This is a genomic window from Streptomyces cinnamoneus (genome assembly GCF_002939475.1).
Classification (GTDB): Bacteria; Actinomycetota; Actinomycetes; order Streptomycetales; family Streptomycetaceae; genus Streptomyces; species Streptomyces cinnamoneus_A.
Window position 1 is genome coordinate 788,010 of the sequence record NZ_PKFQ01000001.1, and the last position, 15,885, is coordinate 803,894.

1 protein-coding gene is annotated in these 15,885 nt (G+C 74.6%); it reads right to left on the minus strand.

What is annotated here, in order from left to right; translation table 11 throughout:
- Nucleotides 1-34 precede the first annotated feature (34 nt).
- On the minus strand, nucleotides 35-15,466 hold the full coding sequence (locus CYQ11_RS03485) for a type I polyketide synthase (protein ID WP_099199034.1): 15,432 nt from the start codon (nucleotides 15,464-15,466) through the stop codon (nucleotides 35-37).
- Nucleotides 15,467-15,885: the final 419 nt, after the last annotated feature.

Genomic DNA, 15,885 nt, shown 5'->3' on the forward strand with positions numbered 1-15,885 from the left:
CCTTACAGCGGTGGGGACGGGTGCGCGGTGGGGCTCAGTTGGAGCCCAGCTCGTTTTCCAGCAGGTCGAACAGCTCTTCGTCGCTGGCCGAGTCGAGGTCGTCGTCGACCCCGGCCTCCGGCCCGCTGCCGCGGCCGGCGTTCCACCGGGCGACCAGGGCCTGGAGGCGTTCGCCGATGCGGTCCTGCTCGTCGTCGGCGGGTGCCGACGACATGGCCGAGGAGAGGAGGAACTCGAGTTTGTCGATCTCGGCGTGCAGCGGTGCGGCGTCGGCCGCGCCGCCGCCGGGCAGCTCGGCCAGCAGCTGCGCCACCAGCGCCTCGGGGGTCGGGTAGTCGAAGATGAGCGTCGCGGGCAGGCGCAGGCCTGTCGCTCCGTTGAGGCGGTTGCGCAGCTCGACGGCCGTCAGCGAGTCGAAGCCCAGTTCCTTGAAGGCCCGGTCCGGCTCGATGGCGCTCGCGGTGAGGTGGCCGAGGACGGCCGCCACGTGCGAGCAGACCAGGTCGAGGAGGGCGGCGCGGCGCTCGTCCTCGGAGAGCCCGGCCAGGCGCTGGGTGAGGGACGAGGAGTCCTGCGGGGCGGCTCCGGCCTCGGCTCGGCGGCGGGCGGGTGTCCGCACCAGACCGCGGAAGACGTGCGGTACGGCGCCGGTGGCGGCGAGGGTGCGCAGGGCGGGCAGGTCGAGGCCGATGGGCACCACGACGGCGTCGGTGGCGACCAGTCCGGCGTCGAAGAGCGCCAGTCCCTCCTCGGAGGACAGTCCGACCACGCCCGAGCGCGCCATCCTGCCGACGTCGGTGGAGTCCAGCTCGCCGGTCAGAGTGCTGCGCTCGGCCCAGAAGCCCCAGGCGAGCGAGACCGCGGGCCGGCCGGCGGCGCGCAGGTGACCGGTCAGGACGTCGACGGCGACGTTGGCGGCGGCGTAGTTGCCCTGGCCCGGCGAGCCGAAGACCCCGGAGCTGGAGGAGAACACCACGAAGGCCGACAGGTCGAGTCCGGCGGTCAGTTCGTGCAGGTTGACCACGGCGTCGAGCTTGGGGGCCAGGACGCGGTCGACCCGTTCGGGGGTGAGCGAGGGGATGATGCCGTCGTCCACCGTGCCGGAGGTGTGCACCACGGCGGTCAGCGGGTGTGCCTCCGGTATGCCCGCCAGCAGCCCCTCCAGCGCGTCGCGGTCGGCCGCGTCGCAGGCGGCGATGGTGACGTCCGCACCGAGGTCGCGCAGGGCCGCCTCGAGTTCGGCCGCGCCGGCCGCCGCCGCGCCGCTGCGGCTGGCGAGCAGCAGGTGCCGCACGCCGTGCCGGGTGACGAGGTGGCGGGCGACGAGGCTGCCGAGGGTGCCGGTGCCGCCGGTGACGAGCACGGTGCCGTCGGCGTCGAAGCGGGGTTCCCCGGCGCTGTCGCCGGCGGCGGCCAGGCGCGGCACGAGGACCTCGCCGGCGTGCAGGGCGAGCTGGGGTTCGCCGGTGGCGAGCGCCGCGGCCAGCAGGCGCCGGGAGCGGTCGTCGCCGTCGTGGTCGAGCAGGACGAAGCGGTCGGGGTTCTCGGACTGCGCCGAGCGGACCAGGCCCCACACGGGGGCGCTGACCAGGTCCCGGACCGGGGTGCCGGGCTCGGGGGCGACGGCGTGGCGGGTGACGATCACGAGCCGGGAGTCGGCGAGGGAGTCCTCGGCCAGCCACGTCTGGAGCAGTTCGAGGCCGGCCGTGACCGCGCCGCGCACCGCGCCGGGCAGTTCGGCCGGCGGGGCCGGCTGGTGCTCGACGGCGACGAAGACCACGTCCGGGGCCGGGGCCCCGGCGAGGACGTCGTCGCGCAGGGCGGCCAGGTCGGCGTACGTGCGGGGTGCGGCTCCCGACAGCTTGAGCGTGCCGGCGAGTTCGGTTCCGTCCTCGCCGAGGACGGCCCACTGGGCGCCGTGCGGCGCGTCGGCGGGGGTCGTCGGCAGTGCCGTCCAGTCGATCCGGAACAGGGACGCTCCGCTGGCGGAGACCGCGCTCTGGAGCTGTTCGGCGGTCAGGGGGCGGAAGGCCAGCGAGTCCACGGTGGCCACGGGGGCGCCGGTGCCGTCGGCGACGGTCAGCGAGATCGACTCGTGGCCGGTCCGGGCCATGCGGACCCGCAGCACCGAGGCGCCGGTGGCGCGCAGCGACAGGCCCGTCCAGGCGAACGGGAGCCGTGCCGTACCGGTGTCCTCCAGGACCGTGCCGAACGCGGAGGCGTGCAGGGCCGCGTCGAGCAGGGCGGGGTGGAGGCCGAAGCGGGCGGCGTCGGCGGTGACGTGCTCGGGCAGGACGACCTCGGCGAACACCTCGTCGTCGCGGACCCATGCGGCGCGCAGGCCCTGGAAGGCGGGCCCGTAGCCGTAGCCGCTGGCGGCGAACCGCTCGTACAGGTCGCTCGCGTCCACCGGCTGGGCGCCGGCGGGCGGCCAGGCGGTGAGGTCGGGCGCGGCGGTGGGGGCCGCGGTGGCCAGGACGCCGCTGGCGTGCCGGACCCAGGGGTCGGTGGACCAGCCGTCGGCGGCCGGGTCGTGCGGCCGGGCGTGGACCGACAGGGCGCGGCGGCCCGTGTCGTCGGCGCTCTCGACGACGACCTGGACCTGCACGGCGCCGCGCTCGGGCAGCACCAGCGGTGCCTCCAGCGTCAGTTCCTCCACGAGGTCGCAGCCGACCTGGTCGCCGGCCCGCAAGGCGAGTTCGACGAAGGCGGTGCCGGGCAGGATGGCCACGCCGGCGACGGCGTGGTCGGCCAGCCAGGGGTGGGTGTGGGTGGACAGCAGTCCGGTGAACAGGACGCCGTCGCCGCCCGCGAGGTCGACCGCGGCGCCGAGCAGCGGGTGCTCGGTGACGCCGAGGCCGGCGGCGGTGATGTCACCGACGGCGGAGATCGGTACGTCCACCCAGTAGCGCTGGCGCTGGAACGGGTAGGTGGGCAGGTCGACCCTGCGGGCGCCGGTGCCGGCGAAGAGGACCGACCAGTCGACGGGTGCGCCCTGGGTGTGGGCTTCGGCGAGCGAGGTGGTGAAGCGGCGCGCACCGCCCTCGTCACGGCGCAGGGTGCCGACGGCGGCCGCCTGGGCCCGGGTGTCGTCGATCGTCTCCTGGATGCCCACGGTGAGCACCGGGTGGGCGCTGACCTCGATGAAGACGCCGTATCCCTGCTCCACGAGGGCGCGGGTGGCCTCGTCGAACCGTACGGTCTGCCGGAGGTTGGTGTACCAGTACTCGGCGTCCATGATCGCGGTGTCGACGAGTTCCCCGGTGACCGTGGAGTACAGCGGGACGTCGGCCGTGCGCGGGGTGATGGGCGCGAGGACGGTGAGCAGTTCGTCACGGATGGCTTCGACGTGGGCCGAGTGGGAGGCGTAGTCCACCGGGATCCGGCGGGCCCGCACCTCGTCGGCCTCGCAGGCGGCCAGCAGGGCGTCGAGCTCGGCCACGTCGCCGGAGACGACCACCGAGCGCGGGCCGTTGACGGCGGCGACGGACAGGCCGTCGGTCAGCCGTTCGCGGACCTGCTCGACGGGCAGGGCGACGGAGACCATGCCGCCGAGGCCCGACAGGGCCAGGATCGCCTTGGAGCGCAGCGTGACCACGCGGGCCGCGTCGTCCAGGGACAGGGCGCCCGCGACGCACGCCGCGGCGATCTCGCCCTGGGAGTGGCCGACGACGGCGGCGGGGCTGACGCCGTGCGAGCGCCACACCTCCGCCAGGGACACCATGACGGCGAACAGCACGGGCTGGACGACGTCCACGCGCTCCAGTGCCTCGGCGTCGCCGAGCACGTCGAACAGCGACCAGTCGACGTAGGGCGACAGGGCGGCGGCGCACTCGCGCATCCGGCCGGCGAACGCCGGCGAGGAGTCGAGGAGTTCGGTGGCCATGCCGACCCACTGGGAGCCCTGGCCGGGGAAGACGAACGCGGTCCGGCGCTCGCCGCGGGCGACGCCCTGGACCAGCGCGTTCGCGCTGTTCCCGGCGGCCAGTGCGGTCAGTGCGGCGGTGAGCGCGTCCAGGTCGTCGGCGAGGACGGCGGCCCGGTGGTCGAAGAGGGTGCGGCCGGTGGCGAGGGTGTGGCCGAGGTCGGCCAGCGCGGTGCCGGGGTGCTCGGACAGGTGGTCCAGCAGTCGCTGGGCCTGGTCCCGCAGCGCTTCGTCGCTGCGGCCGGACAGCAGCACCGGCACCGGTGCGGGCAGGTCGCGGGGCTCCCCGACTTCGGGCTCCTCGGCCGGCTCGGGTGCCTGCTCGATGATGGTGTGCACGTTGGTGCCGCTGACGCCGAAGGCCGACACGGCGCCCCGGCGCGGGCGCCCGAGCTCCGGCCACGGCATGGACTCGGTGAGCAGCCGCACGGCGCCCTCGGTCCAGTCCACGTGCGTGGAGGGCTTGCTGACGTGCAGGGTCTTGGGCAGCGTCGCGTGGCGCAGCGCCATGACCATCTTGATCACGCCGCCGACGCCCGCGGCGGCCTGGGTGTGGCCGATGTTGGACTTCACCGAGCCCAGCCACAGCGGCTGCTCCTCGGGCCGGTCCTGGCCGTAGGTGGCGAGCAGGGCCTGGGCTTCGATGGGGTCGCCGAGGGTGGTGCCGGTGCCGTGGGCCTCGACGACGTCGACGTCGGCGGTGGACAGCCCGCCGTTGGCCAGGGCCTGCCGGATGACCCGCTGCTGGGAGGGGCCGTTGGGGGCGGTGAGGCCGTTGGAGGCGCCGTCCTGGTTGATCGCCGAGCTGCGGATGACCGCGAGGACCTCGTGGCCGTTGCGGCGGGCGTCGGACAGGCGCTCCAGGAGGACCATGCCGACGCCCTCGGCCGGGCCGAACCCGTCGGCGTCGTCGGAGAACGCCTTGCAACGGCCGTCGGCCGACAGGCCGCGCTGGCGGCTGAACTCGATGAAGGCCACCGGAGTCGACATGATCGTCGCGCCGCCGGCGAGGGCCATCGAGCACTCGCCGTTGCGCAGCGACTGCCAGGCGAGGTGCAGGGCGGTGGCGGACGAGGAACAGGCGGTGTCGACGGTGACCGCCGGGCCTTCGAGGCCGAGGCAGTAGGAGATGCGGCCGGAGATGACCGCGGCGGCGTTGCCTGTCACCAGGTAGCCGTCCACGGCCTCGTCGGAGCCCCAGATGCGGGCGCCGTAGTCCTGGCTGTTGGAGCCGATGAAGACACCGGTCCGGCTGCCGCGCAGGGTGGTCGGGTCCATGCCCGCCCGCTCCAGCGACTCCCAGGCCGTCTCCAGCAGCAGGCGCTGCTGGGGGTCGGTGGCCATGGCCTCGCGGGGGCTGATGCCGAAGAACTCGGCGTCGAAGTGGCCCGCGTTCTCCAGGAAGCCCCCGCCCTGGACGTAGCTCTTGCCGGACTTGTCGGGGTCGGGGTCGTAGAGGGCGTCGAGGTCCCAGCCGCGGTCCTCGGGGAACGCGGAGACCGCGTCGCCCTCGCCCGCCAGGAGCCGCCACAGGTCCTCCGGGGAGGCGATGCCGCCCGGGTAGCGGCAGCTCATCGCCACGACGGCGATGGGGTCGTCGCTCACCTGGACCACCGAGTCCGGCTGGACCACCTCGGCACGGGTGCCGAGTAGTTCGCCGCGCAGGTGCTCGGCCAGGACCGCCGGGGTCGGGTAGTCGAAGATGAGGGTCGCCGGCAGGGTGAGACCGGTCGCGGCCTTGAGGCGGTTGCGCAGCTCCACGGCCGTGAGCGAGTCGAAGCCCAGCTCGCGGAAGGCCCGGTCGGCCTCCACGGCCGCGGGCCCGGCGTAGCCGAGCACGGCGGCGGCGTGCGTGCGGACCAGTTCGACGAGCATGCGCGCCCGGTCGCCCTCGGACGCGGCCGAGAGCTTGCGGACGAGCTCGGAGTCCTCGGTGCCGCCGTCGTCGCCGGCGTCGGCCTCGACGGCCCGCTGTGCCTCGGGCAGGCCGCGCAGCAGCGCGCTGGGCCGGGCGGAGACGAAGCCGGGCACGAACTTCGCCCAGTCCACGTCGGCGACGGACACGGCCGTCTCGTCGTGCTCGACGGCCTGCACGAGGGCGGCCACGGCCAGTTCGGGCTCCATGGTCACGACGCCGCGCCGGCGCAGGTGCTCCTCCGCGCCGCCCTCGGCGGCCATGCCGCCGCCGCCCCACGCGCCCCAGGCGACGGAGGTGGCGGTGCGGCCGCGGGTGCGGCGGCGGTGGGCGAGGGCGTCCAGGAAGGCGTTGCCGGCGGCGTAGGCGCCCTGGCCGCCGCCGCCCCAGGTGGCCGAGTTCGAGGAGAACAGCACGAAGGCGTCGAGTTCGGTGTCCGCCAGCAGCTCGTCGAGGTGCTGGGCGCCCGAGACCTTCGCGTCGACGACGCGGGCGTACTCGGCGGGGTCGATGTCGGCGAAGAGCTTGGACTGTCCGACGCCGGCGGCGTGGACGACGGCGCTCAGCGGCCGGTCCGCGGGGAGGGAGGCGAGCAGCTCGGCGACGGCCGAGCGGTCGGCCACGTCGCAGGCGGCGATGGTGACCTGCGCGCCCAGCTCCGTGAGTTCGGCCTCGAGCGCGGCCGCGCCCTCGGCCGCACGGCCGCGGCGGCTGGTGAGCACCAGGTGCTCGGCGCCGTTGCGCGCCAGCCAGGTGGCGACCTGGCCGCCGAGCGCTCCGGTGCCGCCGGTCACGAGGACGGTGCCGCGGGGCTGCCACTGGCGGGCGGGTGCGGCCTCGCCCAGGGGGGCCCGTACGAGCCGCCGGCCGAACATGCCGGAGGTGCGGACCGCGATCTGGTCCTCGTCGTCGACGCCGGCCAGTACGGCGGCCAGCCGGGCGCGGGCCCGGTCGTCGGCGACGGCGGGCAGGTCGACGAGGCCGCCCCAGCGTTCGGGGTGCTCCAGCGCGGCGACCCGGCCGAAGCCCCACACGTGGGCCTGGGCGGGTGAGACGCCGCCGCCGTCGGAGGGGAGCGCGACGGCGCCGCGGGTGGCCGCCCACAGCGGTGCCGTGAGCCCCACCTCGCCCAGGGCGCGGACGAGTTCGAAGGTGGCGGCCGCGCCGCGCGGCAGGACGGGGTGGTCGGCGTGCGGCCGCTCGTCCAGCGGCAGCAGGGACAGCACGCCGGCGGGCACCCGGTCGCCGAGGACGGCGCGGATCTGCTCGGCGAGCCGGTCACGGCCGATGTCGTCACCGGTCAGTTCGAGCGGGACGACGTCGGCGCCGGCCCCGGTGAGCGCGGTGGCGGCGGCTTCGGTCCACACGTCACCGGCCAGGCCGGTGTGCGTGACGACCAGCCAGGTGCCGTGCAGGACGGTGTCCGCGGGGTCGGTCAGCGGCTGCCAGGACACGCTGTAGCGCCAGGAGTCCACGGTGGACTGCCTGCGCCGGTTGCGGCGCCAGGCGGAGAGGGCCGGCAGGACGTCGCCGACGGTCTCCTCGCCCACGCGCAGCGTCGTGGCGACCGAGGCGAGGTCGCCGCGTTCGACGGCGGCCCAGAACTCGCTCTCGCCCTCGTCCTGGCCGGCCGTCTCCCACTGGACCTCGGGCAGGTCGAGCCAGTAGCGCTCGCGCTGGAAGGCGTAGGTGGGCAGGTCGACGGCCCGGGCGCCGGGGAACAGCGGGCGCCAGTCGACGGGCAGGCCGCGGGTGTCCGCCTCGGCGAGCGAGGTGACGAACCGCTCCAGGCCCCCGTGGTCGCGGCGCAGCGTGCCGACGACGGCGGCCTGCGCGGCGAGGTCCTCGACGGTCTCGGCGACGGGCACGGTGAGCACCGGGTGGGCGCTGACCTCCACGAAGGCCTGGTGGCCCGCCTGGACGAGGGCCCGCACGGCGGCGTCGAAGCGGACGGTGTGCCGCAGGTTGGTGTACCAGTAGTCGGCGTCCATGACCGTGGTGTCGATCAGGTCGCCGGTCACGGCCGAGTACAGGGGCACGTCGGCCGGGCGGGGGCGGACGCCGGCGAGGGTCTCGGCCAGTTCCTCGCGGATGGCCTCGACGTGGGCGGAGTGGGAGGCGTAGTCCACGGGGATGCGCCGGGCCTGGACGCCGTCGGCCTCGCAGGCGGCGAGGAGGGCGTCGAGCGCGTCGTTGTCGCCGGACACGACGACGGACGTCGGGCCGTTGACGGCCGCGACCGACAGGCCGTCGGTCAGGCGCTCCTCGACCCGGTCGAGCGGCAGCGGCACGGACACCATGCCGCCCATGCCGGAGAGGGCGAGGATCGCCTTCGACCGCAGGGCCACGACCCGGGTGGCGTCCTCCAGCGACAGGGCGCCCGCGACGCAGGCCGCGGCGATCTCGCCCTGGGAGTGGCCGACCACGGCGGCGGGGTCCACCCCGTGCGAGCGCCACAGCTCGGCCAGGGACACCATCACCGCGAACAGGGCGGGCTGGACGACGTCCACGCGCCGCAGCGCGTCCTCGTCGCCGAGCACGTCGAACAGCGACCAGTCGACGAAGGCGCTCAGCGCGGTGGCGCACTCGCGCATCCGCTCGGCGAACACCGGCGAGGTCTCGAGGAGTTCGGTGGCCATGCCGGCCCACTGCGAGCCCTGGCCGGGGAAGACGAACACGACGCGGTCGCGGCTGCCCGGGCTGAGGTTCTCCACCACTCGCGCGTCGGGTGTGCCGGTCGCGAGGGCGTCGAGGCCGGCCAGCAGTGCGTCGTGGTCCCGGCCGGTCACCACGGCGCGGTGCTCCAGCCGGGCACGGGTGGTCGTGAGGGAGAACGCCACGTCGGCGTCGGCCGGCCGGGCCTCGGCGACGAAGGTGCGCAGCCGGCGCGCCTGGGCGCGCAGCGCCTCCTCGGTCTTGGCGGACAGCACCCACGGCAGGACCTGCGGCGCCTCGGCCGGCGGCGCGGCCGCGGCGGGGGCCTCGGGCACCTCGGGGGCCTGCTCGATGATGGTGTGGGCGTTGGTGCCGCTGACGCCGAACGACGAGACACCCGCGCGGCGGGGCCTGCCGGTCTCCGGCCAGGGCCGGGCCTCGGCGAGGAGCTCGACCGCGCCGGCGGACCAGTCGACGTGCGGGGTGGGCTCGTCGACGTGCAGGGTCTGCGGCAGGACGCCCGCGCGCATGGCCATGACCATCTTGATGACGCCGGCGACGCCGGCGGCGGCCTGGGTGTGCCCGATGTTCGACTTGATGGAGCCCAGCCACAGCGGCCGGTCCTCGGGCCGGTCCTGGCCGTAGGTGGCCAGCAGGGCCTGCGCCTCGATGGGGTCGCCCAGGGTCGTGCCGGTGCCGTGGGCCTCGACCGCGTCCACGTCGGCGGGCGTGAGGCCGGCGGACGCGAGGGCCTGCCGGATCACACGCTGCTGGGAGGGGCCGTTGGGGGCGGTCAGACCGTTGGACGCGCCGTCCTGGTTGACGGCGGAGCCACGGACCACGGCCAGCACCTCGTGGCCGTTGCGGCGGGCGTCCGACAGCCGCTCGACGAGCAGCAGGCCGACGCCCTCGCCCCAGCCGGTGCCGTCCGCCGCGCCGGCGAAGGACTTGCAGCGGCCGTCGGCGGCCAGGCCGCGCTGGCGGCTGAACTCGATGAACGTGCCGGGGGTGGACATGACGGTCACACCGCCCGCCAGCGCCAGCGTGCACTCGCCGTTGCGCAGCGCCTGGATCGCCAGGTGCAGGGCGACAAGCGACGACGAACAGGCGGTGTCGACGGTGACGGCGGGGCCTTCGAGGCCGAAGGTGTAGGCGATGCGGCCGGAGGCGACGCTGCCGGCGCTGCCGTTGCCCAGGTAGCCCTCCACCTCCTCCAGCCCCTCGGGCACGCCGACGACGCGGGTGGCGTAGTCGTGGTACATCACGCCGGCGAACACGCCGGTGCGGCTGCCGCGCACGGTGGCGGGGTCGATGCCGGCCCGCTCGAACGCCTCCCAGGCGGCCTCCAGCAGCAGGCGCTGCTGGGGGTCCATCGCGAGTGCCTCGCGCGGGGAGATGCCGAAGAACGCCGGGTCGAAGTGGTGGGCGTCGTAGACGAACGAGCCCGCCCGGGCGTAGAACGTGCCGTGGTGGCCGGGGTCGGGGTCGTAGAGGCCCTCGATGTCCCAGCCCCGGTCGGCGGGCAGTTCGGCGACCGTGTCGGTGCCGTCGGCGACGAGGCGCCACAGCTGCTCGGGGGAGGCGACGCCGCCGGGGAAGCGGCAGCTCATCGCCACGATGGCGATCGGCTCGTCGGCCCCGGCCCGCGTGACGCGGGCGGGTGCCTCGGCCTGCGGACCGGTGCCGAGCAGTTCGGTGAGCAGGAACTGGGCCAGGGCGGTCGGCGTGGGGTAGTCGAAGACCAGGGTGGCCGGCAGCCGCAGACCGGTCGCCGTGTTGAGCTGGTTGCGCAGCTCCAGCGCGGTCAGCGAGTCGAAGCCCAGGTCGCGGAAGGCACGGCCGTCGTCCACGGCCTCGGGCCCGGTGTAGCCGAGCACGCCGGCGACGTGCACGCGGACCAGGCCGCGGACCTCGCGCTCGCGGTCGGCCGTGGACAGCCCCGCCAGCCGGCGCGCCAGCGAGGAGGCACCGCCGGCGGCCACGGCGGCCGCGGTGCGCCGGACCGGCACCCGCACCAGGTCGCGCAGCACGGTGGGCACCTGGGCCCGGCCGGCGCGGGCCTGCGTGCGCAGGACGCCCAGGTCGACGCGTACGGGCACGAGGACGGCCCGGTCGGCGGCGAGCGCGGCGTCGAAGAGGGCGAGGCCCTCCTCGGAGGACAGGGCCGTGGCGCCGGAGCTCTCCCGGCGGGCCAGGTCGGCGTCCTTCAGGTGCCCGGTCATGGTGCTGCGCTCGGCCCACAGGCCCCACGCCAGCGAGGTCGCGGGCAGGCCGAGCGCCCGCCGGTGCTGGGCGAGGGCGTCGAGGAACGCGTTGGCGGCGGCGTAGTTGCCCTGGCCCGCGGCGCCGAAGACGGAGGCGGCCGAGGAGAACAGGGCGAACAGCGACAGGTCGAGGTCGCGGGTCAGCTCGTGGAGGTTGACGGCGGCGTCGACCTTGGGGCGCAGCACCGCGTCGAGGCGCTCGGGGGTCAGGGAGGAGACCACGCCGTCGTCGAGGACGCCCGCGGTGTGCACGACACCGGTCAGGGGGTGCTCGGCGGGCACGGCAGCGAGCAGCTCGGCCAGTGCGGCCCGGTCGGCGATGTCGCACCGGGCGAAGGTGACGTCCGCGCCCAGGCCCGTGAGCTCTGCTTCGAGCTCCCGCGCGCCCTCGGCGTCGGCGCCCCGGCGGCTGGCCAGGATCAGGTGCCGCACGCCGTGTGCGGTGACGAGGTGCCGGGCGAAGAGGCTGCCGAGGGTGCCGGTGGCGCCGGTGACCAGCACCGTGCCGTGCGCGGGCACCTCCGCGTCCGTGCGCTCGCCGGCCGCCTCGGGACGGCCCAGGCGCGGCGCCGAGACGACGTCGGCGCGGACGGCGAGCTGCGGTTCGCCGGAGTCGACGGCCGCGCGCACCAGATCGGCGGAGGCCTCGTCGTCCGCGTCGAGCAGGACGAAGCGGCCGGGGTTCTCGGACTGGGCGGAGCGCACGAGGCCCCACACGGGGGCGTCGGACAGCTCCGGGACCTCGGCGCCGGCCTCGGTGGCCAGGGCGCCCCGGGTGACGACCACGAGGCGGGAGTCGGCGAACCGGTCGTCGGCCAGCCACGCCTGTACGACCTCCAGCGCGCGGCGCGCACCGGTGTGGGCCGCGGCGGCGAGGTCGGCGTCGTCGGTCCGGTCCGTGCACCACACGAGGGTGGTGGGGACGTCGTCGCCGATCGCGGCGAGGTCCGGGTAGGCGGGCGCGCCGAGGGCGGTCTGGAGACCGAGGGCGTCGGCGCCGAGGACGGCCCAGCCGTCGGCGGGCGCGTCGGTGACCGAGACGCCGGCGACGGGGCGCCAGCGCAGGTCGAAGAGGGAGTCGTCGGCCCGTGCCGGCTCCTCGGACCCGCCGGCCGTGAAGGGCCGCAGGGCGAGGACGTCGACGGAGGCGACGGGGGCGCCGGACTCGTCGGCCGCCAGCACGGCGATGCCGCGCGAACCGGCCGGCGTCAGGCGGATGCGCAGGGACGCGGCGCCGGTCGCGTGCAGCGACACACCGCTCCAGCTGAACGGCAGCAGTGCCTGGTCGCCGTCGGCACCGACGTCGAGAACGCCGAGGCCGACCGGGTGGAGGGCGGCGTCGAGCAGCGCCGGGTGGACGCCGAAGCGGGCGGCCTCGGCGCTCTGGTCCTCGGGCAGGGCGACCTCGGCGAACACCTCGTCGCCGCGCCGCCAGGCAGCGCGTACGCCCTGGAAGACCGGGCCGTAGCCCAGGCCGACCTCGGCGAGCCGCGGGTACAGGTCCTCGACGTCGAGGGGGGTCGCCTCGGCGGGCGGCCAGGCCGACAGGTCGTCGGTCGTGACGGGGCCGCTCTCGGCGAGGGTGCCGCTGCCGTGACGGGTCCACGGCTCGTCGTCGCCCGCGTCATCCGCACGCGAGTGCACCGTGAACGCCCGACGCCCCACCTCGTCCGCAGCGGCAACCGCCAACTGCAACTGCACACCACCACGCTCAGGCAGCACCAACGGCGCCTCAAGCGTCAACTCCTCGACCCGGTCACACCCGACCTGATCACCAGCACGCACCGCAAGCTCAACAAACGCAGTACCCGGCACGAACACCGCACCCGACACCACATGATCAGCCAACCACCCATGCGTCGCCACCGACAACCGACCCGTCAGCAACAACCCATCAGCATCAGCCAACGACACCACAGCACCCAACAACGGATGATCCGCAGCACCCAGACCAGCAGACGCCACATCACCCACAAAACCCACCGCACGCCCAGGCCAAAAACGCTCACGCTGGAACGCATACGTCGGCAACTCGACCGTACGGCCGCCGGCGAGCAGCGGTCGCCAGTCGACGGGCAGACCGCGCACCCAGCCCTCGGCCAGCGAGGTGGCGAAGCGGGCGAGCCCGCCCTCGTCGCGGCGCAGGGAGCCCAGGACGACGGCGTCGGTGCCGGTGGCGTCGACGGTCTCCTGGACACCGAGGGTCAGGACGGGGTGGGCGCTGGCCTCGACGAAGAAGCGGTAGCCCTGCTCGGCGAGAGCGCGGGTGGCCTCGTCGAAGCGGACGGTCTGGCGGAGGTTGGTGTACCAGTACTCGGCGTCGAGACCGGTGGTGTCGCACCAGTCGGCGGTGACGGTCGAGAAGAACGGCACCTCGGCCGCACGCGGCGCGATCTGAGCGAGCGCGGTCAGCAACTCGTCGCGAATCGCCTCGACGTGAGCCGAGTGGGAGGCGTAGTCCACCGGAATCCGGCGGGCGCGGACCTCGTCCGCCTCACAGGCGGCCAGCAGAGCATCCAGCTCCGCCACATCGCCGGAAACGACCACGGACTTGGGGCCGTTGACCGCGGCGATCGACAGACCGTCGGTCAGCCGCTCACGGACCTGCTCCACCGGCAGCGCCACGGACACCATGCCACCCAGACCCGACAGGGCCAGGATCGCCTTCGACCGGAGGGCCACGACCTTGGCGGCGTCCTCCAGCGACAGCGCACCCGCGACACACGCGGCAGCGATCTCACCCTGCGAATGACCCACCACAGCAGCCGGGTTGACACCGTGCGAACGCCACAGCTCCGCCAACGACACCATCACCGCGAACAACACCGGCTGAACGACGTCCACCCGCTCCAGGGCGGACTCGTCCCCCAGCACGTCGAACAACGACCAGTCGACAAAGGCGCTCAGCGCCGCGTCACACTCCCGCATCCGCTCCGCGAACACCGGCGAGGAATCCACGAGCTCCCGGGCCATACCGACCCACTGCGAACCCTGACCGGGGAACACGAACGCGACCTTGCCGCGCGTGTCGGCGGCGCCCTGGACGATGCCGGGGGTGAGGTCACCGTCGGCGAGTGCGGCGATCGCGGCGGCGGGGTCCGGGGCGACCACGACGGCGCGGTGGTCCAGCGCCGCACGGGTCGTCACGGTCGAGTAGCCGACGTCGAGGGACGCGAGGTCCGGGTGCGCGCTCAGGTGCTCGCGCAGGCGCTCGGCCTGGGCCCGTACGGCGTCGGGGGACGTTCCGGACAGCACCCACGGCACCACGGCGGGAGCCGGCCGCGGCGGGGCGGCGGGCTCCTCCGCGTTCTCTTCGGCGGCCGGGGCCTGCTCGATGATGGTGTGGGCGTTGGTGCCGCTGACACCGAAGGAGGAGACGGCGGCGCGACGCGGCTGCCCGGTCTCCGGCCAGGGCCGGGACTCGGCGAGGAGCTCGACCGCGCCGGCGGACCAGTCGACGTGCGGGGTGGGCTCGTCGATGTGCAGGCTCTGCGGCAGGACGCCCTCGCGCATGGCCATGACCATCTTGATGACGCCGGCGACGCCGGCGGCGGCCTGCGTGTGCCCGATGTTCGACTTGATCGAGCCCAGCCACAGCGGGCGTTCCTCGGAACGGCCCTTGCCGTAGGTGGCCAGCAGGGCCTGCGCCTCGATCGGGTCGCCGAGCTTGGTGCCGGTGCCGTGGGCCTCGACCGCGTCGATCTCGGCCGGGGTGAGGCCGGCGTTCGTGAGCGCCTGACGGATCACGCGCTGCTGGGAGGGGCCGTTGGGGGCGGTCAGGCCGTTGGACGCGCCGTCCTGGTTGACGGCGGAGCCACGGACCACGGCCAGGACCTGGTGGCCGTTGCGACGGGCGTCGGACAGCCGCTCGACTAGGAGCAGGCCGACGCCCTCGCCCCAGCCGGTGCCGTCGGCGGCGGCCGCGAAGGGCTTGCAGCGGCCGTCGCCGGCCAGGCCGCGCTGGCGGCTGAACTCGACGAAGAGACCGGGGGTGGACATGACGGTCACACCGCCGGCGAGGGCGAGCGTGCACTCGCCGTTGCGCAGCGCCTGGATCGCCAGGTGCAGGGCGACGAGGGAGGACGAGCACGCGGTGTCCATGGTGACCGCGGGGCCTTCGAGGCCCAGGGTGTAGGACACGCGGCCGGAGACCACGGCGGCGGCGTTGCCGGTGCTGAGGTAGCCCTCGACGCCGTCGGCGTCGCTGCCGAGGAGGACGTTGATGTAGTCCTGGCTGTTGATGCCCGCGAAGACACCGACGGGGCTGCCCTTGAGCGACGAGGGGTCGATGCCTCCGCGCTCGAAGGTCTCCCACGCCACCTCCAGCAGCAGGCGCTGCTGCGGGTCCATCGCCAGCGCCTCGCGGGGGCTGATGCCGAAGAACGCCGGGTCGAAGGAGCTCGCGCCCTCGACGAACCCGCCGCCGCGGACGTAGCTCGTGCCGGAGCTGCCGGGGTCCTCGTCGTAGAGGCCCTCGAGGTCCCAGCCGCGGTCGTCGGGGAAGTCACCGATCGCGTCCGTGCCGTCGGCGACGAGGCGCCACAGGTCTTCGGGTGAGCGGACGCCGCCGGGGAAGCGGCAGCTCATCGCCACAATCGCGATCGGTTCCTGCTCCGCGGCCTCAATGTCGCGCAACCGCTGGCGTGCCTCATGCAGGTCAGCGGTCACCCACTTGAGGTAGTTGCGAAGTGTCTCCTCGGTCGCCACCTAACGCCACCTCTCCGGAACCGGCAGCGTCTGCGCGGCCGTCGACGAGAATTGCCCTGCCGAGGTCGTGGTCGGCGTGGCGGGAACTGGCCACGGACGGCCTCGGTACCGCTGACGACGGTCCCGTCGTCCACGGCTGCACGAACCAGTCGTACGCGTACGCGGACGACCGAAGACTTCAATTGTCAAGACGGCCCGTTTCCGCTCGCGACTCGTCCGAGCCGGAGTTCCTGCTCTGTGCCCACGTTTCCGTCATCGACAACGCCCCACCTAAAGCGGTCGCGGGAGGAGTCGACGCGAACCACAAACCCGCGCATCGCGTGGCCGGGCCCGGAATTGATTGCCAGTTATTCAGGGCACGAACACGCGATGCTATTTGTCATTGCTGAAACGCTAAGATCGGCGGGGCGGGAGGGACA